This is a genomic window from Halomonas sp. SCS19 (genome assembly GCF_040147015.1).
In the GTDB taxonomy this organism is placed as follows: Bacteria; Pseudomonadota; Gammaproteobacteria; order Pseudomonadales; family Halomonadaceae; genus Halomonas; species Halomonas litopenaei.
Window position 1 is genome coordinate 2,127,092 of the sequence record NZ_JAMSHN010000001.1, and the last position, 23,248, is coordinate 2,150,339.

20 protein-coding genes are annotated in these 23,248 nt (G+C 65.9%); 4 read left to right on the forward strand and 16 right to left on the reverse strand.

All coding sequences use genetic code 11. The annotated features are described in order from the left end of the window. Nucleotides 1–11: 11 nt before the first annotated feature. Entirely contained in the window at nucleotides 12–683 is a 672-nt protein-coding gene (locus NFH97_RS09265; protein ID WP_108132013.1) for an RraA family protein, read from the forward strand. A 95-nt stretch (nucleotides 684–778) separates the two neighbouring features. Here NFH97_RS09265 and NFH97_RS09270 read toward each other — a convergent pair whose 3' ends face one another. The 4 genes from NFH97_RS09270 to NFH97_RS09285 all read right to left on the reverse strand — a co-directional run bounded on the left by NFH97_RS09270 (nucleotide 779) and on the right by NFH97_RS09285 (nucleotide 5,150). Beyond that, the gene (locus tag NFH97_RS09270; RefSeq protein ID WP_108132014.1) at nucleotides 779–1,840 is read right to left on the reverse strand and encodes a TRAP transporter substrate-binding protein; all 1,062 of its coding nucleotides are present in this window, start codon (nucleotides 1,838–1,840) and stop codon (nucleotides 779–781) included. Between the two features lie 99 nt (nucleotides 1,841–1,939). Then, nucleotides 1,940–3,226 carry a TRAP transporter large permease gene (locus NFH97_RS09275; RefSeq protein ID WP_181248614.1) on the reverse strand — a complete coding sequence of 429 codons (1,287 nt, stop codon included), beginning with the start codon at nucleotides 3,224–3,226 and terminating at the stop codon, nucleotides 1,940–1,942. Between the two features lie 15 nt (nucleotides 3,227–3,241). Further along, nucleotides 3,242–3,754: a TRAP transporter small permease gene (locus NFH97_RS09280; RefSeq protein ID WP_108132015.1), complete on the reverse strand. Its 513-nt coding sequence runs from the start codon at nucleotides 3,752–3,754 to the stop codon at nucleotides 3,242–3,244. Between the two features lie 322 nt (nucleotides 3,755–4,076). Then, nucleotides 4,077–5,150 (reverse strand): MurR/RpiR family transcriptional regulator, encoded by a 1,074-nt coding sequence (locus NFH97_RS09285; protein ID WP_108132016.1) that lies wholly within the window; start codon nucleotides 5,148–5,150, stop codon nucleotides 4,077–4,079. 196 nt (nucleotides 5,151–5,346) lie between these two features. On the opposite strand from NFH97_RS09285, the gene NFH97_RS09290 reads away from it, so the two are divergent. From NFH97_RS09290 to NFH97_RS09300, 3 genes are read left to right on the forward strand one after another with little or no spacing between them, the layout of a single operon-like run. After that, complete coding sequence (locus tag NFH97_RS09290) at nucleotides 5,347–6,576, forward strand: diaminopropionate ammonia-lyase (RefSeq protein WP_108132017.1); 1,230 nt, start codon at nucleotides 5,347–5,349, stop codon at nucleotides 6,574–6,576. Continuing rightward, a complete protein-coding gene (locus NFH97_RS09295) occupies nucleotides 6,566–7,822 on the forward strand; it encodes a Zn-dependent hydrolase (RefSeq protein ID WP_108132018.1) in 1,257 nt (418 codons plus the stop codon). Before NFH97_RS09290 ends, NFH97_RS09295 begins: the two co-directional genes overlap by 11 nt. Next, nucleotides 7,819–8,739 carry an N-carbamoyl-D-amino-acid hydrolase gene (locus NFH97_RS09300; protein WP_108132019.1) on the forward strand — a complete coding sequence of 307 codons (921 nt, stop codon included), beginning with the start codon at nucleotides 7,819–7,821 and terminating at the stop codon, nucleotides 8,737–8,739. The genes NFH97_RS09295 and NFH97_RS09300 overlap by 4 nt, the downstream gene beginning before the upstream one ends. A gap of 125 nt (nucleotides 8,740–8,864) precedes the next feature. Here NFH97_RS09300 and ahpF read toward each other — a convergent pair whose 3' ends face one another. The 12 genes from ahpF to NFH97_RS09360 all read right to left on the reverse strand — a co-directional run bounded on the left by ahpF (nucleotide 8,865) and on the right by NFH97_RS09360 (nucleotide 23,247). After that, complete coding sequence (ahpF, locus tag NFH97_RS09305; protein ID WP_349624715.1) at nucleotides 8,865–10,421, reverse strand: alkyl hydroperoxide reductase subunit F; 1,557 nt, start codon at nucleotides 10,419–10,421, stop codon at nucleotides 8,865–8,867. A 336-nt stretch (nucleotides 10,422–10,757) separates the two neighbouring features. After that, nucleotides 10,758–11,321: an alkyl hydroperoxide reductase subunit C gene (gene ahpC / locus NFH97_RS09310; protein WP_045992348.1), complete on the reverse strand. Its 564-nt coding sequence runs from the start codon at nucleotides 11,319–11,321 to the stop codon at nucleotides 10,758–10,760. Nucleotides 11,322–11,542: 221 nt separating this feature from the next. After that, nucleotides 11,543–12,244 (reverse strand): RNA polymerase sigma factor FliA, encoded by a 702-nt coding sequence (locus NFH97_RS09315; RefSeq protein WP_349624716.1) that lies wholly within the window; start codon nucleotides 12,242–12,244, stop codon nucleotides 11,543–11,545. Between the two features lie 22 nt (nucleotides 12,245–12,266). Beyond that, nucleotides 12,267–12,701, reverse strand: coding sequence for a flagellar protein FlhE (locus NFH97_RS09320; RefSeq protein WP_052704317.1), 435 nt, complete (start codon nucleotides 12,699–12,701; stop codon nucleotides 12,267–12,269). Between the two features lie 2 nt (nucleotides 12,702–12,703). Next, a complete protein-coding gene (gene flhA / locus NFH97_RS09325; RefSeq protein ID WP_349624717.1) occupies nucleotides 12,704–14,785 on the reverse strand; it encodes a flagellar biosynthesis protein FlhA in 2,082 nt (693 codons plus the stop codon). A 49-nt stretch (nucleotides 14,786–14,834) separates the two neighbouring features. After that, the gene (gene flhB, locus NFH97_RS09330) at nucleotides 14,835–16,013 is read right to left on the reverse strand and encodes a flagellar biosynthesis protein FlhB (protein ID WP_045992351.1); all 1,179 of its coding nucleotides are present in this window, start codon (nucleotides 16,011–16,013) and stop codon (nucleotides 14,835–14,837) included. A gap of 161 nt (nucleotides 16,014–16,174) precedes the next feature. Further along, nucleotides 16,175–16,837, reverse strand: a complete 663-nt coding sequence (gene cheZ, locus NFH97_RS09335) for a protein phosphatase CheZ (protein ID WP_213231734.1) — start codon at nucleotides 16,835–16,837, stop codon at nucleotides 16,175–16,177. 26 nt (nucleotides 16,838–16,863) lie between these two features. Continuing rightward, entirely contained in the window at nucleotides 16,864–17,253 is a 390-nt protein-coding gene (gene cheY / locus NFH97_RS09340; RefSeq protein WP_045992353.1) for a chemotaxis response regulator CheY, read from the reverse strand. 41 nt (nucleotides 17,254–17,294) lie between these two features. Next, nucleotides 17,295–19,061 carry a methyl-accepting chemotaxis protein gene (locus NFH97_RS09345; protein WP_349624718.1) on the reverse strand — a complete coding sequence of 589 codons (1,767 nt, stop codon included), beginning with the start codon at nucleotides 19,059–19,061 and terminating at the stop codon, nucleotides 17,295–17,297. Between the two features lie 41 nt (nucleotides 19,062–19,102). Then, complete coding sequence (locus tag NFH97_RS09350) at nucleotides 19,103–20,161, reverse strand: protein-glutamate methylesterase/protein-glutamine glutaminase (protein WP_045992355.1); 1,059 nt, start codon at nucleotides 20,159–20,161, stop codon at nucleotides 19,103–19,105. Between the two features lie 69 nt (nucleotides 20,162–20,230). Continuing rightward, nucleotides 20,231–21,103, reverse strand: a complete 873-nt coding sequence (locus NFH97_RS09355; protein WP_349624719.1) for a CheR family methyltransferase — start codon at nucleotides 21,101–21,103, stop codon at nucleotides 20,231–20,233. After that, the gene (locus NFH97_RS09360) at nucleotides 21,100–23,247 is read right to left on the reverse strand and encodes a methyl-accepting chemotaxis protein (protein ID WP_349624720.1); all 2,148 of its coding nucleotides are present in this window, start codon (nucleotides 23,245–23,247) and stop codon (nucleotides 21,100–21,102) included. Before NFH97_RS09360 ends, NFH97_RS09355 begins: the two co-directional genes overlap by 4 nt. Nucleotide 23,248 lies beyond the last annotated feature (1 nt).

A 23,248-nucleotide genomic window follows, 5' to 3' on the forward strand; every position in this document is an offset into this window, starting at 1 on the left:
GGAAAAACGCTGTGTACACCATCGCCGACCTGCCCGCCCCGCTGGACCCCGCCCGCCATCAGCGCCTGCTCGAGTGCGAGACCGCCACCATCGGTCACTTCCGCGAAGAGGGCTTTATCGACCCCGAGATCCGCTGCCAGCTCGACGAGGTGCGGGTGGCCGGGGTTGCCGTGACCCTGTCGCTGCCGCCGGGAGATGGCACCCTGCTCAACCACGCCATGCGCCTGTTACGTCCCGGCGATGTACTGGTGATCGATCGCCAGGGCGATCGTCGTCACGCCTGCTGGGGCGGGGTGCTGACCGAGGTCGGCTCGCGCCTGGGACTGGCCGGGGTGATCATCGACGGCACCGCCACTGACCTGGCTACCCTGCGCGCAAAGCGCTTCCCGGTGTGGAGCCGCGGCGTCTCGTCGCTGACCACCAAGCTCGCCGACCAGGGCGGTGCCATGAACCTGCCGGTCAGCGTCGGTGGAGTGGTGGTATCCGCCGGCGACGTGGTGCTGGCCGACGAGAATGGCGTGGTGGTACTGCCGCCGTCGGAGGTCGACGCGGTGATCGACCACACCCTGGAACTGCAGCGCCAGGAAGAACGCATCCTCGAGCGACTCGCCCAGGGCGAGTGCCTTCCGGACATCAGCGGAGCAAGTGCCATGGTCGAAAACCGGCTGACACCGTCGAACTGAAGTTGCAACAGTGACCAACGATCAGGCCGCTCCCCACGGGGAGCGGCCTGATCGTTTTTGGGCGCTTGGGAAATGCTATCGCGGGCGAGGCGACATCAGGGTGCGTCGGCTGCATCGATGGCGTCGAGCATGCTCGCCAGCAGGGCTTCGCCTTCACTGCCGTAGCGCTCGCTGATCACCTCGCGCACCGCTGGCTGGGCCTTGTCGATAAAGGCCTGACGGGCCTCGGGGGTGATGGCGTTGACTTCCATGCCGTCGGCCAGCTTCGGCAGGCCGTTGTCGGAGGCCTCGATGATCCGCGACATCGAGCGGCCGGCGTCCACCGCCACATCGGCGGCCCAGTCGATGACCTTCTGCTGCTCGGGGTCGAGCCCGTTGTAGAAGTCCTCGTTGATCAGCCAGATGTAGGGCGTGATCAGGTGGTTGCTGACGGTCAGGTAGGACTGCACCTCGTCGAAGTTGGCGAAGGACGTCTGCTGGATCGGGTTCATCTGGCCGTCGGCCACACCGGTCTGCAGCGCGGTATACACCTCGGACCAGGCCAGTGGCGTGGCCTCGGCCCCCAGGGCATTGATCATCGCTTCGTGGGTGGGCAGCGTCATGGTGCGAATGCGCAGTCCGTCCATGTCGTCGGTGGTCTCGATCGGACGCTGGGAGTTGGTGAACTGGAAGAAGCCGCCGCTGTCGAGCAGCCCCAGCACCTTGAGGCCGTCGGTCTCGGCTTCGAGGTCCTCGGCCAGGGCCTTGCCGAAGTCGCTGTCCAGGTCGATGACCTCGGTGGCCACCGCGATGTTGGGGAAGGCGAAGGGAATATCGAAGATGCCGATACGCGGATAGTGTTCCGCGACGCCACCGGCGGAAGAAATGGTGGACTGCACGATGCCCTGGCCGACCTGATTGATGACGTTGGCATCCTCGCCCAGCTGCCCGGCGGGGAAGATCTCGATCTGAATCTCGCCGTTGGTGGCGGTCTCCACCAGCTGCTTGAACACGGCGGTCATCGCGCCGGAGTTGCTGGCGGTGGGGTCCGGCGGATTGAGGTGGGCGATGCGCATGGTGGTCGCGGCCTGGGTCGAGGCGCTGGCGACCAGGGCGGCGGCGAGAGCGGCGCCCACCAGGGCAGTACGCGGGGCGACGGGGAGGGGCAGTCGAGACATGGTTCACTCCTTGCGTTGTTGTTGGCGCCCGCCGAGCGAGCCAGGCGCCTTGGGTGTTGCACTGCGTCGAGGACAAGCGGCGCCTGGCGCCGCAATAGATTAGCCCGCCAGTCCCAGCATGCGCGGGATGGCCAGACTGATGGGTTCCCAGTAGGCGGTGGCCAGCAGCACCAGCAGCTCGACCACGATGAAGGGCCACAGCGAGCGAGTGATCGATTCGATGCGCTCGCCGGTCACCGACGCCAGCACGAACAGGCAGGCGCCGACCGGTGGTGTCATCAGCGAGATGGTCAGCGACAGGATGATGATCATGCCTGCGTGTACCGGCTCAAGCCCGATGGTCGCGGCCAGGGGGGCGAGCACCGGCGCCAGGATGATCAACGCAGCGTTGATATCCATGAACAGGCCGATGAACAGCAGCAGGGCGACGATCATCGTGACCACCACCACGGGTGACTGCGACACCGACAGGAAGGCGTCGGCGATCAGCTGGGGGATCTGATTGAAGGTCATCCACCAGCCGAGGATCGAGGCCGAGGCGATGATCAGGAAGATGACCCCGGTGATCAGCGCGGTCCTCGCCAGCATCTCGTAGAGATCACGCCAGCCGATGTTGCGATAGCACACGCAGCCGACAAAGAGGGCGTAGAACACCGCCAGCGCAGCGGCTTCGGTGGGCGTGGTGATGCCGGTGAGGATGGCGCCGAGGATGAAGACCGGCAGGATCAGCGCCAGCAGGCTCAGGCGAAATTCCTTGAGAATACGAGCAAGGCTGGTGCCCTGTTCATCCTTGGGCAGGTTGAGGCGGCGGGCGGTGGCCGCGATCAGGCACATGCACACCAGACACAGCAGCAGCCCGGGGATGATCCCGGCGGCGAACAGCCCGGCAATCGACACCCCCATCAGCGAGCCGTAGATGATGGCCAGGGTGGATGGGGGGATGATCGGACCGATGATGGAGCCGGCCGCCGTGACGGCGCAGGCGTAAGGGCCACTGTAGCCGGCCTTCTTCATTGCCGGCACGAGGGTATTGCCGAAGGCGGCGGCGTCGGCGGTGGCCGAGCCGGTGAGCCCGGCGAACATCACCGACGCCAGCATGTTGGAGTGGGCCATGCCGCCGCGCAGCCAGCCCACCAGTGACTGGGCGAAGTTGACCAGGTTCAGGGTCAGCCCGGAACGGTTCATGATCTCGCCGGCGAGGATGAAGAACGGCATCGCCAGGAACGGGAACAGGTTCAGCCCAGAAAAGAACTTGTCAGGGACCATGGCGAGAAAACTGCCACCGCCCATGTCGACGAGTCCCAGCAGCCCGGCGACGCCGAGCACGATACCCACCGGCATGCCGATGACCAGCAGCAGAAAGAAGGCAGAGGCGACTAGCACCATGAGGGCGACTCCTGTTCAGGTGCGCTCGAGCGCCGGTTGGGGGGACGTACGCTTCATGTCCTTCAGCGCAGACAGAGCGAGCTGCAGGCACGCCACTCCGGAGGCGATGGGGAGGATCAGGTAGGGGTAGCCCTTGGGAACCCCGAAGATCATGGTGGACTGACTGAAGCCGCGTTCGACGTAGGTCAGGCTGTAGAAGAACATGACCGCGAAAAAGGCGATGCCGATAAGGTCGAAGGACAGCGCAAGAACACGCTGGAGAAGCGCCGGAAGTCGGTCGAAGAGTACCAGCATGCCGACATGCTGGCGCCGACATATCCCCATGGAGATTGCCAGCAACGCGACCCAGATCATCAGATAACGGGCCATCTCTTCGGTAAAGGTGAGGTTCCAGGGAAGGACATAGCGGGCGAGGATGCCGGTCCAGACGGTGACGACCAGAACGGCGAGCAGAATGACGCAGCAACGCTCCACCCATTGGTCCAGGGTGTGGCTCAGTCGTGCCGCCAGGTCAAGGGTTCGTGACATGGTGATTGGCTCCCGTCGTGTCTTGTGTTTGTTCTTTACATCTTTGGTGCCAGAGTCGGGTTTCTATCGGTTTTTCAGTATTTTGCTGTGTTCAATGTTCCCTTTTTCGACCTGATAAAGCTCGAGGCGATAATAAATGGTGCAAGCGGATGTTCACCTTGGTGCAGACTGACTTTCGCGCTTGAACCCTTGTGGTGAATGTGTCGGTTTATCAGAATATAGGGTTTCTAGAAATTTTCCGTCATGAGATAAGTAGTCACTGGGTTAACGGCTTTTTTGGCACATGATTGTCCCCGTATATTCATCACTACAGAAGATATTGTTACAGCCTGGAGAGCTCATCCAGGCTGTCATGAAGCGCTTCGACCTCCCTCAGGCGCTGCTGACAGGTATCGATATTCTGACGGTAAAAAATGGTGCAGATCGCCTGGATCATGCTGAGGCAGGAGGCGTAGCTGTCGAAGGGTGAAGCCGAGGCCACCCGTGCTTCCAGGCGCCAGTCGCCTGCCAGGGTGGTCGGGCAGGTCGGATCGACCAGCAGCAGGGTCTTGGCTCCCTGCTGACGGCAGCAGTCGAGCAGGCTGGTCTCCTGGCCGGTGCGTCGCCTCAGCGCGATCAGTATCACCAGATCATCCGCTCCTACGTCGACCAGGTCCTCGCCGAGGGTCTGGCCTGGCCGGGGCAGCAGCTGGACATCGGGCCTGAGCAATTGCAATTGACGATGAAAGAAGCTCGCCAGCATCTGGCTGTTGCGAAACCCCGCTAGATGTACCCGGGGCGCCTTGCCCAGGGCCGAGATGGCCTCGCCTAGCGCCGCCTGGTCCAGCTCGGCGAAGCTGCGCGCCAGGTTGTCCTGTTCCTGCGCCAGGTGCATCCCGAGTGCGCTATCCGCATCGAGCCCGCCCAGTGCACTCTGGCTCCCTGACAGCGCTTGGCCCTCCGTCCCGCGTGCCGACGGCTGGCGCGAGCTGCCGCCCTGGGCGGCACTTTCCAGGCCGGTACCCTGCTCAAGCGCACCGCTGTCATGGCCGGTGGCGTTCTGGCCTGTCGCACTGTTGTTGCCAGGAGCCGGTCGACGGGCCTCGGTGGCGCTGGACAGGTACAGCGGCGAGCCCCAGCGCTGGGCGTCACGCACCTGCTGTCTGGCCTCGTTGAAGTCGCGGTAGCCGAGCCGGCGAAACAGGCGTGACGCCGCCGCTCGAGAGGTACCGGCGGCCTCGGCCAGTTCTCCCGCACCGTAGCGCGAGATGTCACCGGGAAAGTTCAGCAGCAGCTCGGCCAGTCGGCGCTCCGCCGGAGGCAGGTCCTGGTGGTGGGCGCGTAGCCTGGCTTCGAGGCTCTGTTCGTGGCTGAGGCTCTGTTCGTGGCTCATGTCGGCGTGGGTCGTGTCGGTCATGAAAGCAGTATGGCACGTGGTAAAGCGATGTGAAAATGTATTTTCAATAATTGACAAAGTGAAAATATGGTTTCAGATTGAGGTGAGATATTCAGGCCAGGTGACCTTTGCCAGGCCAGGGCCCCACCGCCCTCGCTTTGCCCGCCACCCCGCGCACGGGCTCGACGACCGCTTCCCACCGACTCCAGGAGACCCCATGACCGCGCTGATCGAACATTCCCGCTGGCGCCACGTCGCCAACCCACGCGTGACGCCCGGTGCGCCCATCGGCGAGCGTCAGCGCGCGATCCTCCACCAGGCAGCGCTCGAGCAGGCGCGGGACGAGATACGCCGCTGGCCCGGCTACGCCGCGACCCCGCTGGTGGGCCTCGACGGCCTGGCGGCGGCGGCGGGAGTGGCGGCGATCCACTACAAGGACGAGTCGGAGCGCTTCTCGCTAAAAAGCTTCAAGGCCCTCGGCGGCGCCTACGCGGTGCTGCGGTTGATCAAGCGTCGGCTCGGCGAGCAGGTCACCAGCGAGGCGCTGATGGCCGGCGAGTATCGCGACGCGCTGGACGGTTTGACCGTGTGCTGTGCCACCGACGGCAACCATGGTCGCTCGGTGGCCTGGGGCGCTCGTCAGTTCGGCGTGCGCTGCGTGATCTATCTGCACGCCACCGTCTCCCCGGGCCGGGAACAGGCCATCGCCGACTTCGGTGCCGAGATCCGCCGGGTCGCCGGCAACTACGATGATTCGGTCCGTCAGGCCGCCAGCGACGCGGCCGAATACGGCTGGTTCGTGGTGTCGGACACCTCGTATCCCGGCTACATGGAGGTGCCACGGGATGTGATGCAGGGCTACAGCGTGATGGTCGATGAGGCGGTGGATCAGCTCGATCAGCCGCCCACCCACTGCTTCGTTCAGGGCGGTGTGGGGGGGCTCGCCGCCGCGACCCTGGCCCAGCTGTGGGAGGCCTATGGGGTGAATCGTCCGCGCGTGATCGTGGTCGAGCCGGAGCGCGCTGCCTGTCTGCTGGAAAGCGCCCGCAGCGGCGAGCCGGTGGCGGTCGACGGCGACCTCGATACCCTGATGGCGGGGCTCGCCTGTGGCGAGGTGTCGCTGCTGGCCTGGGAGGTGCTCGATGAAGGCATCGACGACTATCTGGCGGTCAGTGATGAAGCGGCGGTGGAGGCGATGAAGCTGCTGGCCGAGGGCGTTGGCGGCGATCCGGCGCTGGTCGCCGGGGAAAGCGCGGTCGCCGGTCTGGTGGGGTTGCTGCTGGCTAGTCAAGAGCCGGATCTGGGCGCCCGGTTGGGCCTCGATGGCAATAGCCGAGTGCTGCTGATCGGCAGTGAAGGTGCCACCGACGCCGAGGTCTATCGTGAACTGGTCGGTGCCAGCGCCGAGGACGTCATCGCACGCGGGAGGGCCAACCATGTGGAATGATCTGCGTATCGACGGCGAACGCCTGTGGCAGCGACTGAACGAATTGGGCGAGATCGGCGCGTTGCCGGGGGGCGGAGTCTGCCGCCTGGCGTTGAGCGAGGAAGATCGCCTGGGCCGTGAGCGAGTGATGGGCTGGATGCAGGAACTCGGCCTCGAGATTCACCAGGACGCCATCGGCAATGTGTTTGGTCTGCGTCCGGGGCAGCAGCCCGGCCCACCGGTGATGACGGGGTCGCATATCGATACCGTGCGCACGGGAGGCCTCTACGACGGCAATCTTGGGGTGCTGGCCGGTCTCGAGGTGGTCCAGACGCTCAATCAGGCCGGTATCGAGACGCGCCGGCCGCTGTGCGTGGCCTTCTTTACCAATGAGGAAGGCGCGCGTTTCGCGCCGGACATGATGGGCAGCCTGGTCTATGTGGGCGGCATGCCACTGGAGCAGGCGCTGTCCACCCGCGGGATCGACGGCGAGAGCGTGGCCGATTGCCTGACGCGTATCGGTGCCGTGGGCGAGCGGCCGGTGGGCCGTCCCGAGGCGCACGCCTTTGTCGAGCTGCACGTGGAACAGGGGCCGGTGCTTGAACAGCAGGGCATCACCATCGGCGCGGTAGAGCAGGTACAAGGCATTTCCTGGTCGGAGTATCGCTTCGACGGCTGCTCCAATCACGCCGGCACCACGCCGATGTCGCTGCGACGTGACGCTGCCCATGGGGCGGTGGCCACCGCCGCCTACGTCCGGCAACGCGTCGAGCAGGCAGGTGGCCATCAGGTGGGCACCGTGGGACGTATGGCGTTCACCCCGGATCTGATCAACGTGGTCCCCCTGAGCGCCAGCATGACGGTGGATCTTCGCAATACCGACGATAGCGTGCTGCGCCAGGTCGAAGAGGACGTGGAGCGCTTCGCCCGGCAGGTCGCCGAAGAGGAGGGTCTGGCGTTCGAGCGACGCTCCCTGGCCCGCTTCGAGCCGGTGGACTTCGATCCTGAAGTGGTGGGGCTGGTCGAGACCACCGCGCGCCGCCTGGGCTACAGCGTGCGTCGCATGCCCAGCGGCGCCGGCCACGACGCCCAGATGCTGGCGCGGGTCTGTCCAACGGCGATGATCTTTGTGCCGAGCGTGGGCGGCATCAGTCACAACATCGAGGAGTACACCGCGCCCGAGGATGTCGCCGCGGGAGCCAACGTGCTGCTGCAGGTGCTGCTCGAGCTGTGCCAGTCCCCTGACGTCCCGAGAGAGAACCCATGAGTCGACATATCGTGGTAGGCGCGGCCCAGTTGGGCCCCATCGCACGCAGTGAGCCACGCTCCCGGGTGATCGAGCGGATGCTGGCGCTGCTGCACAAGGCGCACCGGCGTGGCGCGACCCTGCTGGTGTTTCCCGAACTGGCCTTGACCACCTTCTTTCCCCGCTGGTTTTTCGACGATGCCGATGAACTCGATGGTTTCTACGAAGGCGAGATGCCGGGGGAGGCCACCAGGCCCCTGTTCGAGGCGGCCAGGCAACTGGGTATCGGCTTCTACCTGGGCTACGCCGAACGCATCGAGTCGGGAGGCCGGGTGCACCGTTACAACACCTCGATCCTGGTCGACCAGGCCGGTGAGCTGGTGGGCAAGTATCGCAAGGTGCATCTGCCGGGCCATCATGAGCACGAACCCTGGCGGCCCTTCCAGCATCTGGAGAAGCGCTACTTTGAACCTGGCGAGGACGGCTTTGGCTGCTGGGAGGCCTTCGGCGGCAAGATGGGCATGGCGCTGTGCAATGATCGCCGCTGGCCGGAGACCTACCGGGTCAGCGCACTCAAGGGGGTCGAGCTGCTGATGCTGGGCTACAACACCCCGATCCACTATCCGCCGGTGCCGGAGCATGACCACCTGCAGGGCTTCCACAATCATCTGTGCATGCAGGCCGGGGCCTACCAGAACGGCATGTGGGTGGTGGGCGTCGCCAAGGCGGGCCGCGAAGAAGGCTGCGACCTGCTGGGGCAGAGCTGCATCATCGCCCCCACCGGCGAGATCGTCGCCATGGCCAGCACCCTGGAGGATGAGCTGATCGTCCACGAATGCGACCTGGACCGCACCCGGGAAATACGAGAGCACATCTTCAACTTCCGCCTGCACCGGCGACCGGAGTGCTACGGCGTACTGGTGGACGACGATCAATAGACCAAAAAAAACCGCCCCGAAGGGCGGCAGGCTAGTCACGACCTTCCTGGTCGTGGACACCGCGGCCAAGAAAGCCAGACGGTGTCTTCAGGGAACACAGCTTTGTCGTGGTCGAGGGCTCGACCTTACTGACGAATCAGGTAGTCGAAGGCGCCGAGGGCGGCGGTGGCACCTGCCCCCACGGCGATGACGATCTGCTTGTAGGGCACGGTGGTGACGTCGCCGGCGGCGAAGATGCCGGGGACCGAGGTCATGCCGTGGGCGTCGGTGACGATCTCGCCGCGCTCGGAGAGCTCGATCGGCGAGTCCTTGAGCCATTCGGTGTTGGGCACCAGGCCGATCTGCACGAACACACCTTCCAGCTCGACCTGCTTGAGCTCGCCGCTGGCGCGTTCTTCATAGCTCAGGCCGGTGACGCGGTTGCCGTCGCCGTTGATCTCGGTGGTGCGGGCGCCGGAGATGATCTCGACGTTGGGCAGACTGCGCAGCTTCTTCTGCAGCACGGCGTCGGCACGCAACTCGTCCATGAACTCGAACAGGGTCACGTGGGCGACGATACCGGCCAGGTCGATGGCCGCCTCGACGCCGGAATTGCCGCCGCCGATGACCGCGACGCGCTTGCCCTTGAACAGCGGGCCGTCGCAGTGCGGGCAGTAGGCCACTCCGCGGTTGCGGTACTCGGCCTCGCCGGGCACGTTCATCTCGCGCCAGCGGGCGCCGGTGGCCAGGATCAGCGTCTTGGCGCGCAGGCTGGCGCCGGAGGCGAAGCGCACCTCGTGCTCGCCGCCCGGCTCGCTTGACGGCACCAGAGCTTCTGCACGCTGCAGGTTCATGATGTCGACGTCGTACTGCTTGACGTGCTCTTCAAGCGCGGTGGCAAGCTTGGGTCCTTCGGTCTCCTGCACCGAGATGAAGTTCTCGATGGCCATGGTGTCGAGCACCTGGCCGCCGAAGCGCTCGGCGGCGACGCCGGTGCGGATACCCTTGCGCGCGGCATAGATGGAGGCGGCTGCGCCGGCGGGACCGCCGCCGATGGTCAGCACCTCGAAGGACTCCTTGGCGCTGATCTTCTCGGCTTCACGCTTTTCGGCGCCGGTGTCGACCTTGGCCAGGATCTGCTCGAGGGTCATGCGGCCCTGGTCGAAGGGTTCGCCGTTGAGGTAGACACTCGGCACCGACATGATCTCGCGGGCCTCGACCTCGTCCTGGAACAGGGCGCCGTCGATGGCGTCGTGGGAGATCCGCGGATTGAGGATGGCCATCAGGTTCAGCGCCTGGACCACGTCCGGGCAGTTCTGGCAGGACAGCGAGAAGTAGGTCTCGAAGTGCATGTCCGCGTCCAGCGCCTGGATCTGTTCGATCACCTCGGCGCTGGCCTTGGGCGGATGCCCGCCGACCTGCAGAAGCGCCAGTACCAGTGAGGTGAACTCGTGACCCATGGGGATGCCGGCAAACACCACCCCGGTGGGGGCGCCATCACGATAAAGGGCGAACGACGGCGTGCGTGGGTCCGTGCCTTCGGTGGACAGGCTGATGTGGCCGCTGAGCGCGGCGATGTCGCTGAGCAGGCCGTGGAGTTCCCTGGACTTGTCGCCGTCATCGAGGGTGGCGACAAGCTCGAAGGGGCGGGTGACACGTTCGAGATAGGCTTTCAGCTGTTGCTTGAGAGAGTCGTCCAACATGACAGCGGCAATCCTGATAAAAATCGGAAAATGGTGGTCTGCGGCGGGGGCGTAGTGCCGGTATCGGCGAACTGGCCGATCATTGGGCCGCAGAATCCCCACCGGGCCGAAGGACCCGATCTCGCATAAGCGACTGGTAGGACGACCGAGACGAACGACCCGGTGGGGAAAAGGGTGTCACCTCAGGGGTGACGGGCGCCTCTGGCGAGGCGCCGTGACTGCGACAAGGGACACTAAGGCTGAGTCAGCCAGCCTTGGCGCAGTCACATCTTGCTCAAGACACTTTCGGTCAAGTGTCAGATCTGGCGGACAAGTGCCAGATCTTGCGGACAAGGCTTAGATCTTGCCGACGAGGTCCAGGGACGGCGCCAGGGTCTCTTCGCCTTCTTTCCACTTGGCCGGGCACACCTCGTTGGGGTGGGCGGCGACGTACTGGGCAGCCTTGACCTTGCGCAGCAGCTCTTCGGCGTTGCGGCCGATGTTGCCGGCGTTGATCTCGACGATCTGGATCTTGCCCTCGGGATCGATGACGAAGGTGCCACGCTCGGCCAGGCCGTCTTCCTCGATCAGCACCTCGAAGTTGCGCGAGATGGTCAGGGTCGGGTCGGCGATCATCGGGAACTGCAGCTTGCCGATGGTCTCGGAGCTGTCGTGCCAGGCCTTGTGGGTGAAGTGGGTGTCGGTGGAGACGCTGTAGATCTCGACGCCCAGCTTCTTGAATTCTTCGTAGTTGTCCGCCAGGTCACCAAGCTCGGTCGGGCAGACGAAGGTGAAGTCGGCCGGGTAGAAGAAGACGATGCTCCACTGGCCTTTCATGTCGTCGCTTGAGACGTCGACGAACTCGCCGTTGTGGTAAGCGGTGGCCTTGAACGGCTTGACTTCGGTGTTGATCAGGGACATTCCCGTCTCCTTTGAGCGATGGGTGTATTGTCTGAAGACAGGGCTCACCTTACGCAGAAACGAGCAATTGGATAAATTGAATGGTCCGATAATCCTGATAAGAGATGGCTATGGGGTGGCTGTTCCCTCTAGTCGGCCGCTCTTTCTAACCTGCCGTTTTGCCAGTGGTTTTCTTCTTTCGCTTTCTTCTTTTGCTTTCTTCGCTGAGTTGTCGGAGCGGCTCAGTGCTCGCTTAATCGCGCGCGCAGTCGGCTCACCGCCTGGCTATGGATCTGACACACCCGGGACTCGCTGACCCCCAGCACGGCGCCGATCTCCTTGAGGTTGAGCTCCTCCTGGTAGTAGAGCGCCATCAGCAGTTTTTCCCGCTCGGGCAGCTCGGCGATGGCGGCGACCAGCGCCTCGCGGCGTTCGCCGTCGAGCAGTTCGGCCAGCGGCGCCATGCTGACTTGGTCACTGAAGCGATGCTCGTTGCCTTCGGCGAGCAATTCCTCGAAGGGCATCAGCTGGCCATTGTTGACGTCGCTCAACAGGCGTCGGTAGCTGACCAGGTCCATGTCCAGCGCCTCGGCGATCTCGTGTTCCTCCGGGGGGCGGCCGAGGCGCTGCTGCAGCTCGCGGGTGGCCTCGTCCAGTGCCCGGGCCTGGCGGCGTACGCTGCGCGGCAGCCAGTCGCGGCTGCGCAGTTCGTCGAGCATGGCGCCGCGCACCCGCTGGCTGGCGAAGGTCGTGAACTGGGCGCCCTGGCTTGCATCGAAGCGCCCCAGCGCCTCCAGCAGGCCGACGATGCCGGCCTGGATCAGGTCATCCAGGTCGACCCCGGCGGGCAGCTTGACCTGCAGCGCCAGGGCCTGGCGACGCACCATGGGGAGGTAGGCTTCGAGCTGGGACTGATGCTCCATTCTGCCTTGTGCGGTGTACATGGCACTTTCCTCTGGGACAGCCTCAACGGTGGTTGACGATCACGCTCATGCCGTCGACAACGAGCGGCGACTCACCATCCAGGAGACGAAAACGAAAGACGAAGGGGCCGGCAGCGTCGAGGCCGGCGAAGTGTTCGGTGCTGCCGTGGGCGGCCTTCAGGCGCAGGCAGCGCTGTCCATGGCACAGGCGACCCTGCAGGCGGGCGCCAGGCGCTGTGCGATAGCGCCACACCACCCGCTCGATCACGCCCTCGACGCTGGCGGAGGGCGGCGTCAGCGGTCGCGACGACTGGTCGAGCTGGCTCGAGGCGACGGTCATGCGCGGGGCGTTGGCGGTCCAGGCACCGGGGAAGCCCTGGGCGCCGCTGGCGATCAGCCACAGCGCCAGCAGGGAGAGTGCCGCCAGGCGTCTCGGCGCACACTGGGTTCTCCGGGCAAGGATCAAGGCTGGGAGCATGGTCACATCCCCCCGACCTGATGGGTGACGCGCAGCATGCGGTCGTCGGGGATCTCGGCCTGGGACATCACCACCAGATGGCGCAGACGGCGGCGCAGGAAGCGTGCCAGCACCGGGCGCAGGCTCGGGGTGACCACCAGCACTGGCGGCTCGCCGGTGGCCTCGTGGCGGCCCAGCGCCGCCTCGGTCTGGTCCATCAGGGTCTGGGCCAGACCCGGCTCCAGGGCGCCGTTGCCGTTCATGGCCTGGTGCAGCACCTGTTCGAGCTGGGGCTCGAGGCCGATGACGTTGAGCGATTCCTGGCCGGCGAACCACTGCTGGGTGATGGCGCGGCCGAGCGCGATGCGCACCAGGGCAGTCAGCTCGCTGGGGTCCTGCTGATGGGGCGCGTGCTCGGCCAGGGTATCGAGGATGGTGCGTAGATCACGGATCGACACGTCCTCGTCCAGCAACTGCTGCAGTACCCGGGTGAAGGCGGTCAGCGACAGCGCCTTGGGCACCACCTCCTCGACCAGCGACTTCTGCTCCGCGCTGAGCTTGTCGAGCAGCTTCTGCACCTCCTGGCGCCCCAGCATCTCGGAGGCGTGGCGGTGCAGCAGGTGGTTCAGGTGGGTGGCGACCACGGTGCTGGCGTCGACCACGGTGTAGCCGTAGACCTGGGCGCGTTCGCGCTGGCTGGCGTCGATCCACACCGCCGGCAGGCCGAAGGCCGGGTCCTGGGTCGGGGTGCCGTCCAGCTCGCCGGACACCTGGCCGGGGTCGATGGCCAGCCAGCGCCCGGGCCAGGCCTCGGCGCGGCCGATCTCGGCGCCCTTCAGGGTGACCCGGTAGGTGGAGGCCTCCAGCTCCAGGTTGTCGCGGATATGCACCACCGGTGGCAGGAAGCCGACCTCCTGGGCGAACTTCTTGCGCACGCTCTTGATCCGACCAAGCAGCTCCCCCTGTTGGCGCGCGTCGACCAGCGGAATCAGCCGGTGGCCGACCTCCAGGCCCAGGGTATCGACCAGCTGGACGTCGTCCCAGCTCGCCTCCGGGGCTTCCGGGGGGGGCGCCGGGGCGGTGCTTTCCTGCTCTTCGACCAGGCGCTTCTCGGACTGGCGGGTCAGCCACCAGGCCAGGGTCGCAAGCAGCACGGTAAACAGCAGGAACACCAGGTTGGGCATGCCCGGCACCAGGCCCAGCAGGCCCATCACCCCGGCCGCCAGGATCAGCACCTTGGGATTGACGAACAGCTGGCTGATCATCTGCTGGCCGACGTCCTGGTCGGTGTTGACCCGGGACACCGTGACGCCGGCGGCGGTGGAGATCACCAGCGCCGGGATCTGGGCCACCAGTCCGTCGCCGATGGTCAGCAGGATGTAGGTGCGGGCGGCGTCGGAGAAGGCCATGTCGTACTGCATCAGGCCGATCATCAGCCCGCCCAGCACGTTGACCACCATGATGATCAGGCCGGCCATGGCGTCGCCACGCACAAACTTGCTGGCGCCGTCCATGGAACCGTAGAAGTCGGCCTCCTGGGCCACCTCGGCGCGCCGTCGCTTGGCGTCTTCCTCGCCGATAAGACCGGCGTTGAGGTCGGCGTCGATGGCCATCTGCTTGCCCGGCATGGCGTCGAGCATGAAGCGTGCGCCCACTTCGGCGATGCGCCCGGCGCCCTTGGTGATGACCATGAAGTTGATGATCACCAGGATCAGGAACACCACCAGACCCACCGCGAAGTTGCCGCCGACCAGAAACTGGCCGAAGGCCTCGATGACCTTGCCGGCGGCGTCGCCGCCTTCGTGGCCATTCATTAGCACCACCCGGGTGGAGGCCACGTTGAGCGATAGCCGTAGAAGGGTGGTGAACAGCAGCACCGCTGGAAAGGCGGCGAAGTCCAGCGGCTTTTCGGTGAACATGCTGACCAGCAGCACCATCACCGCCAGGGCGATGTTGAAGGTAAACAGCACATCCAGGGCGAAGGGCGGCAGCGGCAGGATCATCATCGCCAGGATCATGATGATCAACAGCGGGCCGGCCAGCACCTTCATCGGGATCTCGGCCATCCAGTCGCGGCGGGTCAGGTACTGGGACAACGGCTTCATCCGTGGTCTCCCGCCGGGCTGGCGATGGCGCTGTGGTCAGGCGCTGGGGTCATGGTTGTCTCTCGTCTGCTGTCACATTGCGCTCTGGCGTGGAGGCGGCCACGGCCAGTTCGGCGGGCACCTGGATGGATTCTGGGGCGGGCGGCGGCGTCTCGCCTTCGCTGGCGGCGCGTTTGAGGCCGAAGGCCCAGGCCAGCACCTCGGCCACCGCGGTGTAGAGCTCCATGGGAATCTCGCGATCCAGATCCACGTGGCGGTACAGGGTGCGCGCCAGGGGCGGCGCCTCGAGCAGTGGCACGCCGGCCTCACCGGCCAGCTCGCGGATGCGCGCGGCCACCGCGTCGGCGCCCTTGGCGACGACCCGTGGTGCGCCCATGCTGCCTTCGCGGTAGCTCAGCGCCACCGCGTAGTGGGTGGGGTTGGTGACCACCACGTCGGCGTCGGGCACCTGGCTCATCATGCGGCCTCGGGCCATGGCCTGCTGCTGCTGGCGGATGCGGCCCTTGACCTGGGGGTCGCCCTCGGACTCCTTGTGCTCCTGCTTGATCTCTTCCTTGCTCATGCGCAGCTTCTTGGCGTGGCTCCATAGCTGGTAGGGCACGTCGATCAGGATCACCACCACCAGGGTCAGCACCATCAGCGCGCTGGCCTCGGCGGCCAGCTTCATCGATGCCGCCAGCGCCGCGGCGATGGGCAATTCCATCAGGCTCAGCGCCTCACCCCGATGCAGGTAGACGAAGCCCAGGCCGACCCCGCCCACCAGCACCGACTTGGCGATGGCCTTGCCCAGCTCCGCCAGGGCCTGGGTGGAGAACATGCGCTTGAGGCCCTTGACCGGGTTCAGCTTCGACGCCTGGGGCTTGAGCGCCTTGGCCGACACCAGCCAGCCGCCGAGCAGCGCCGGCGCCACCAGCGCGATCAGGGTCAGCAGCAGAAACAGCGGAATCAGGCTAAGCAGGGTGCGACTGCCCAGGTCCAGCGCCTGGGACAGCATCGGCATGGTCTCCATGGCCTCGCGGCGCTCGAACAGGAAGGCCTGCTCCATCACGCTGCCCAGCTGGCCGTAGAGCATGGCACCCATGGACCACAGCCCGACCACGCCGCCGAGCAGCAGCATGAAAGTGGCGAGTTCCCGCGAACGCGCTACCTGGCCTTCCTCGCGCGCCTTCTCAAGGCGTCGCGGGGTGGCCTCTTCGGTCTTTTCCTGATCGCTGGAGCTGTCGGCCATGGGGGATCAACGGGCACAAGTTCTGGTATGGCCCATTGTCCCTTGGGCAGGCCAGTTCAAAGGCCCGAAAAGGTGACGAGAAAGAGGGCTTACCCCCTGATGGGGGAAGCCCTGTCTGATCCCGGGAAGAGATGGTAGGCGCGCGGCCCTCTGCGAGGCGGCTAGAAACCCAGTTCGTCGAGCAGGTCGTCGACCTGGTCCTGGCTCGCCACCACGTCGTTGCTCTCAGGCTTGACCTGGGGGCCGTTGAGCAATGAATCCTCGTTGCGCCGGCGCAGGCTGTCACGGGCTTCGCTCTCGGGCACGCTGTCGATCAGCACCTGCACCAGCTGGTCCTCGATCTCGCGGATGACGTCCATCATGCGCTTGATCACCTGGCCGGTCAGGTCCTGGAAGTCCTGGGCCATCAGGATCTCCAAAAGCTCCTTCTGGGTGGCCTGGGTGTTTTCCGGCACCATCGTCAGGTAGGCACGGGTGTCGCTGACCAGGTCGCGGGCCTCGTCGAGCTCCTTGGGGGCGTCGAACCACTGCTGCCAGCGATCGTCCAGCGCCTTGGCGTGTTCGCTCAGACTATCCTGCAGCGGCTGGGCGCGGTCGATGGCGTTGAGCGAGCGTTCTGCCGCCTGTTCGGTCATGGTGGCAACGTAGCTAAGGCGGTCACGGGCGTCGGGGATGGCCTCTGCGGCCTTTTCGATCTCCTTGTCCAGGCCCAGCTCGCGCATGCTTTCACGCAGCATGCGGGTCAGCTGGCCGATGCGCTGGACCAGGTCGTCGCCCTGGGCGTTGGGCCCGGGGGCGGCGCTGGCGATCTGCTGTTGTGTCATCGTTGTCTCCTCGTGGCGCCAGGGCGTCACATACCGAGCTTTTCGAAGATCTTGTTGAGTTTTTCTTCGAGGGTGGCGGCGGTGAACGGCTTGACCACGTAGCCGTTGGCGCCGGCTTGCGCCGCGGCGATGATGTTTTCCTTCTTGGCCTCGGCGGTCACCATCAGGACCGGCAGTGACTTCAGGGCATCGTCACCACGGATGGCCTTGAGCATTTCCAGGCCGTCCAGGTTGGGCATGTTCCAGTCGGAGACCACGAAGTCGAAACCGCCTTCACGCAGTTTTGCCAGGCCGTCCTGGCCGTCCTCGGCCTCTTCCACATTGGTGAAGCCCAGCTCCTTGAGCAGGCTGCGCACGATGCGGCGCATGGTGGGAAAGTCGTCCACCACCAGGATGCGCATGTTCTTGTCGGCCATTGATACGGGTCCTCGTCGTCGTTATCGCTTGGGGTGGAGGCCTAGAAGGCCTCCCATTCGGTTTCGTCGTGTCGCTGGCTCGCGCGGGCCTCAGGCTCGCGGCGACCATCGCCGTAGGGGGAGCCGTGGGGAGAGCCGGGGCGTGTGTCGTTGCCAGGGTCGTTGCCAGAGCCGGTTTCAGGGCCGGTTTCCGGGCCGGCGTTGCTGCTGGCGCTCGGCGTCAGCGGCTGTCCCGGCGCGCTTGCCAGCGCAACGGGGCTATCTGTCTCGAGCCCTGCTGGCAGACGGAACACTTCCACCGCGGCGGCCAGCTGGCGCGCCTGCAGCGCCAGGTCTTCGGCGGCGCGTGACACCTGCTGCACCAGCGAGGCGTTCTGCTGGGTGGTCTGGTCCATCTGTACTACCGCCTGGCCGATCTGTCCGATGCCGTCGCTCTGCTCGCGGGAGGCCACGGCGATCTCGTCGACGATGTCGAGCACCCGGCGCACCGAGCTGACCACCTCTGCCATGGTCTCGCCGGCCTGGCGGGCGAGTCGGGTACCACCGTCGACGCGGCTGGTGGAGGTCTCGATCAACGACTTGATGCGACCGGCGGCCTCGGCGCTGCGACTGGCCAGGCTGCGGACCTCGCCGGCGACCACCGCGAAGCCGCGGCCCTGTTCGCCGGCCCGTGCCGCCTCCACCGAGGCGTTGAGCGCCAGGATGTTGGTCTGAAAGGCGATGGCGTCGATCATCCCGGTGATCTCGCTGATCTGGCGCGAGTCCTGGCTGATGGTTTCCATGGTCTCCACCACCTGGCTGACCACCTGGCCACCCTGCTCGGCGGTGGTTGAAGCCTGGCTTGCCAAATGGCGTGCCTGGCCGGCGTTGTCGGCGTTCTGGGACACCGTGGTGGTGAGCTGCTCCATGCTGGCGGCGGTCTGTTCGATGGAGGCCGCCTGCTGTTCGGTGCGGGTCGCCAGATCGACATTGCCCGAGGCGATCTCGTGGCTGCCGCTGGCCATGCGTGTGCCGCCCCGGCGAACCTCGCTGACGGTCTGGCCAAGCTTGTGCTGCATTTCCTGCATGGCACGAAATAGCTGGCTGATCTCGTTGTCGCCCCGCACCTGGATCGGTCGCGACAGGTCGGCGTGGGCGATGGCGTCCAGGCTCTCTACCGCCCGTGCCAGCGGCTTGATCACCAGGCTTTTCAACAGCAGGTAGGCGCCGGCGATGGCCAGCAGGATCATCGCCAGGGCCGCCAGCTCCAGCCCGCGGTCCAGGCGTGACTGACGCTCGAAGTCGCTGACGATGGTGTTGCCGCGGGCGTCGGCGTAGCTGCTGAACGCATCGAGTGCCTGGTTGAGCTCGGCAAGTTCGGGGGCAAGCGCCAGGCTACCGGCCTCGAAGCCTTCGCTGTCGCCATCGCGCAGTGCCTCGATCAGCTTGACGGCGCCGTCCATGACCACCGGGTAGCGGTCCTCGATGCGCCCGCCGACGGCCTCGCCCTGGGGGGTGCGCGGCACCGCTGCGAAACGGTCGAAGTGGGACTCGGCACTGACGATCAGCTCCTGGGCCTTGTCCAGCCGATCCAGTTGCTGGCTGGTGGCAGCGACCTCGATCTCCAGCAGTGCCTCGTTGAGCAGGGCGTCACCGCGATTGACCGCGTTGAGCTGCTCGACGTTGATGCGGTTGAGCAGCGACAGGGTGTCGGCAGCCTTGTGACTGCTCAGCATGCCGATCCCCAGGCCGATGACCGAGGCGACCAGCAGGCTGGCCAGCATCACGATCATTAGGGTGTGCAGGCGAATATTGCGTAGTAGTGACACGGTGAACTCCTTGAGCGAATACGCCCTTCCCTGGGCGACCATCAGACGCGCTGGGCACGGCCAGCGGCGGCGACCAGCGCGAGAATCCTCGGCGCCACTTCAGGCAAGGCGACGGTTTCGTCCGCCCCTCCCAGGGCGATGGCTTCCCGCGGCATGCCGAACACCACGCAGCTGGCTTCGTCCTGGGCCAGGGTGGAAGCGCCGGCCTGGCGCATCTTCACAAGGCCGGCGGCTCCGTCCTTGCCCATGCCGGTGAGCAGTACGCCCACCGCGTTGGCGCCCGCCAGGCGTGCCACCGAGTCGAACATCACGTCCACCGAGGGGCGGTGGCGATTGACCGGCGGTCCGTCGTGCAGTCGGGCGATGTAGTTGGCGCCACTGCGGGCCAGCTCCAGGTGCATGTCACCCGGGGCGATGTAGGCGTGGCCGGGCAGCAGGCGCTCGCCGTCGCTGGCCTCCTTGACCGAGATCTGGCACAGACGGTCCAGGCGCTCGGCGAAGGATCGGGTAAAGCCGCCGGGCATATGCTGGGTGATGATGATGGCGGGGCTCGCCGCCGGCAGCGGCTCGAGCACCTGGCGGATGGCCTCGGTACCGCCGGTGGAGGCGCCGATGGCGACCAGCTTCTCGCTGCCGATGATGGGTGCCGACAGGCGCCTGGGCGGCTCCTGGTTCGGGCGCGTCTGGCGGGGGCGCGAGCGTGCCGCGGCGCGGATCTTGGCGGCGATGTCATTGGCGTAGTCGAGCATGCCGTCGCGGATGCCCAGGGTCGGCTTGGCGACAAAGTCCACCGCACCCAGCTCCAGTGCGCGCAGGGTGATGTCGGAGCCGGCCTGGGTCAGCGACGACACCATCAGTACCGGCATCGGGCGCAGCCGCATCAACCGCTCGAGAAAGTCGAGGCCATCCATGCGCGGCATTTCCACGTCCAGGGTCAGCACGTCCGGGTTGTGGCGCTTGATCAGATCCCGCGCCACCAGCGGATCGGGCGCCACCGCCACGACCTCCATGTCCGCCTGGGACTGGATGATTTCCTTCAACAGGTTGCGAATCAGGGCCGAGTCATCGACGCACAACACCTTGATCTTGGGGGCGCTCAAGCAGCTCTCCTAGGGGGATGGGCCAGTATCTGTGTTATCGGCGACCGGAAAGGGATCTTTAGACGTCGTTCAGCGCCCGGCCAGTCGATAGACGGTCTGGCCACGCAGACGGAAGGCGTCGCTGATCTGGGAGAAGTTCTCCGAATGGCCGGCGAACAGCAGGCCGTCGGGCTTGAGCAGCGGTGCAAAGCGGTCGAGGATCCGCGTCTGGGTCGGCTTGTCGAAGTAGATCATCACGTTTCGACAGAAGATCGCGTCAAACTTGCCTTCCATGCCCCAGCTCGGGGCGAGCAGGTTGAGCGACTGGAACGCAACACGTTGGCTGACGTCGGGATGAATCCGCGCCATGCCCTCGTGGCGGCCCTTGCCACGCAGGAAGTGGCGCCGCTTGAGGCCCTCGTCCAGCCGCGCGAGCTGCTCGATGCTGTAGACCCCGGCGCGGGCCCGGGCCAGGGCGTCGGTGTCGATATCGGTGGCGATGACCTCGAACTTGCCGGTATTGCCGCTGAAGACATCGCTCAACGTCATGGCGATGGAGTAGGGCTCCTCGCCGGTGGAGGCGGCGGCACACCACACTCGGTAACCGCCGGTACGACCACTGGCGTGCTCGGCCAGCAGCGGAAAATGGTGGGCCTCACGGAAGAAGGCCGTCAGATTGGTGGTCAAGGCATTGGTGAACGCCTCCCATTCCCTGGCATCCGGACGTCGTTCGAGTCTTTCCAGATAGTCGCTGAAGCGGGTCAGACCATGATGGCGCAGGCGCTTGGCCAGACGGCTGTAGACCATCTCGCGCTTGTGCTCGGCCAGCACGATGCCGGCCCGCTCATGGATCAGCTGACGAATGCGGCTGAAGTCGCGCTCGGTCAGCAGCAGGTCACGCTCGAGCGAGGGGATCCCCTCGCTCGTGCTCCAGCTGCCTGGTGGTGCCAGGGGCTCGTTCAAAAGGCTTCCCACTCCTCATGGTGTGTCTGGGCGGCTGGCGCCGGCTCGCGTCGCGGCGCACTGTCGTCGGTGCGTGGGTCCTGACGCTCGCGCTTCTCGCTCACCGTTTCCTGGGCCGAGCCCTTCAGGCGGAAGGCGCGAATGGCGAAGGCCAGTGCCTCGCTGTGGGCACGCAGCTGGTAGGCGGCGGCGGCGGAGGTCTGGACACGGGCGGCGTTCTGCTGGGTCACCTGGTCCATCTCGGTCACCGCCTGGTTGATCTGGACGATGCCGTTGCTCTGCTCGTTGGAGGCGGCGGTGATCTCCGCCATGATGTCATTGACCCGGGTGGTGGCTTCCATGACCTCGGTCATGGAGGCTTCGGCCTGGCGCACCAGCTCGGCGCCGCCGTCGACCCGCTGGTTGGCGTCGTCGATCAGCCCACGGATCTCGCTGGCGGCGTCGGCGCTGCGGCCGGCCAGCTTGCGCACCTCGCCGGCCACCACCGCAAAGCCACGACCCTGCTCGCCGGCCCGGGCGGCTTCCACCGAGGCATTCAGCGCCAGGATATTGGTCTGGAAGGCGATGGCATCGATGGTGGAGATGATCTCTGCCATCTTGCGCGAGCCCTCGGTAATCTCGCCCATGTTGCCCACCAGGCGCTGCATCAGCTCGCTGGTGGCCTGGGTGCGCTCGGCGTTGTCCGAGGCAAGACCACTGGCCTGACGCGCGTTGTCGCTGTTGTGGGCGACGGTGGTGGTCATCTCTTCCATGCTGGCGGCGGTCTGCTGCAGCGACGACGCCTGCTGCTCGGTACGCGCCGACAGGTCCTCGTTGCCCCTGGCGATGTCGGCCACCGCCGGGGTGACCTGGCCGATGGCCTTGTTGACGTCGCCGATGATGCTGCCGAGGCTCTTGCGCATCACGTCGAGGCCGGCGATCACGCGGCCCATCTCGTCGCGCCGGGCGCTGGGCACTTCGGCGCCCAGGTTGCCTGAGGCGATCTGCAGACTGAAACGCTCCACTTCGCGCAGCGGCTTGAGCATGGCACGCAGGGTCAGGCCACCGATCAGCACCAGCAGCAAAAGGCCCGCACCGAGCACCCCGGCCAGCACCATCAGCATGGTCTGCTGCATCTGACTGGCTTTTGCCGCCAGGGCGTTGGCGGCGGCCTGCTTGTCCTGGATCAGGGTGGTGACCCGATCGGACAGCGCCTTGCCCTCGGCCTCTACCACGCCGATGTGGTTGGGCAGGGCGACGAACACCTCATAGCTGTCTTCACCCGTGAGGATCTCGATCGACTTGCCCAGGGAGTTCTCCAGGTACTCATTGAGCTGGCGCTCGAAGATGTCGGCCAGGGCGGTCTGGTTGACCTCGCGCTCGCGATAGCGCTCCCACAGTCCGCCGAGGCTCTGCTGGATCACCGAAAGCTCGGCGGCGTGCTCCTCACGCTTGTCCATCAGCGCCATGCGCTCCTTGCCCACCAGCGACGAATACCCCTGGGTGATCAGTTGATCCATGCGCTGCAGGCTGGCCACGTCCTGCAGGCCGTCCTGGTGGATGGACGCCAAATAGCCCACCGACTGACGCTCGGCGTAGAGCCCGATCGCACCGCTGGCCGCCAGCAGCACCGCCGCCACCCCGATCAGCCCGATCAGACGCGCCTTCATGCTCTTGAGGTTCAGCCGTCCCAGGGCGCCGAAAAGCCCGCGCCGGCGCAGCTGGCCCTGGCGCAGGGCGTAGCGGGGGCGGCGCTTGCCGGCGCGGTAGTCGGCGTAGGCGCGCTCGGCCAGGGCGATCTCGTCACTCGACGCCTTGACCCGCACCGAGGCGTAGCCGACCACCTCGCCGCCCTCTTCCAGCGGCGAGACGCTGGCCCTGACCCAGTAGTAGTCGCCGTTCTTGCGGCGGTTCTTGACCAGTCCCTGCCAGGTCCTGCCGGCCTGGAGGCACTTCCACAGGTCGGCGAAGGCGGCCGGCGGCATCTCGGGGTGGCGCACCACGTTGTGGTGTTCGCCGATCAGTTCGTCGCGGGCAAAGCCGCTGACCTCGACGAAGGCCGGGTTGGCGTAGGTGATCCGGCCCTGGAGGTCGGTGCGGGAGATCAGGAAATGATCGTCATCGAGCACGAATTCCCGCTGGGTGGTCGGTTGATTGTTTCGCATC

Excerpts from the sequence above, each read along its gene's own strand:
- NFH97_RS09270 (WP_108132014.1), bottom strand. The coding sequence starts at position 1,840 with ATGTCTCGACTGCCCCTCCCCGTCGCCCCGCGTACTGCCCTGGTGGGC.
- NFH97_RS09275 (WP_181248614.1), bottom strand. The coding sequence starts at position 3,226 with ATGGTGCTAGTCGCCTCTGCCTTCTTTCTGCTGCTGGTCATCGGCATG.
- NFH97_RS09280 (WP_108132015.1), bottom strand. The coding sequence starts at position 3,754 with ATGTCACGAACCCTTGACCTGGCGGCACGACTGAGCCACACCCTGGAC.
- NFH97_RS09285 (WP_108132016.1), bottom strand. The coding sequence starts at position 5,150 with ATGACCGACACGACCCACGCCGACATGAGCCACGAACAGAGCCTCAGC.
- NFH97_RS09290 (WP_108132017.1), top strand. The coding sequence starts at position 5,347 with ATGACCGCGCTGATCGAACATTCCCGCTGGCGCCACGTCGCCAACCCA.
- NFH97_RS09295 (WP_108132018.1), top strand. The coding sequence starts at position 6,566 with ATGTGGAATGATCTGCGTATCGACGGCGAACGCCTGTGGCAGCGACTG.
- NFH97_RS09300 (WP_108132019.1), top strand. The coding sequence starts at position 7,819 with ATGAGTCGACATATCGTGGTAGGCGCGGCCCAGTTGGGCCCCATCGCA.
- ahpF (WP_349624715.1), bottom strand. The coding sequence starts at position 10,421 with ATGTTGGACGACTCTCTCAAGCAACAGCTGAAAGCCTATCTCGAACGT.
- ahpC (WP_045992348.1), bottom strand. The coding sequence starts at position 11,321 with ATGTCCCTGATCAACACCGAAGTCAAGCCGTTCAAGGCCACCGCTTAC.
- NFH97_RS09315 (WP_349624716.1), bottom strand. The coding sequence starts at position 12,244 with ATGTACACCGCACAAGGCAGAATGGAGCATCAGTCCCAGCTCGAAGCC.
- NFH97_RS09320 (WP_052704317.1), bottom strand. The coding sequence starts at position 12,701 with ATGCTCCCAGCCTTGATCCTTGCCCGGAGAACCCAGTGTGCGCCGAGA.
- flhA (WP_349624717.1), bottom strand. The coding sequence starts at position 14,785 with ATGAAGCCGTTGTCCCAGTACCTGACCCGCCGCGACTGGATGGCCGAG.
- flhB (WP_045992351.1), bottom strand. The coding sequence starts at position 16,013 with ATGGCCGACAGCTCCAGCGATCAGGAAAAGACCGAAGAGGCCACCCCG.
- cheZ (WP_213231734.1), bottom strand. The coding sequence starts at position 16,837 with ATGACACAACAGCAGATCGCCAGCGCCGCCCCCGGGCCCAACGCCCAG.
- cheY (WP_045992353.1), bottom strand. The coding sequence starts at position 17,253 with ATGGCCGACAAGAACATGCGCATCCTGGTGGTGGACGACTTTCCCACC.
- NFH97_RS09360 (WP_349624720.1), bottom strand. The coding sequence starts at position 23,247 with ATGCGAAACAATCAACCGACCACCCAGCGGGAATTCGTGCTCGATGAC.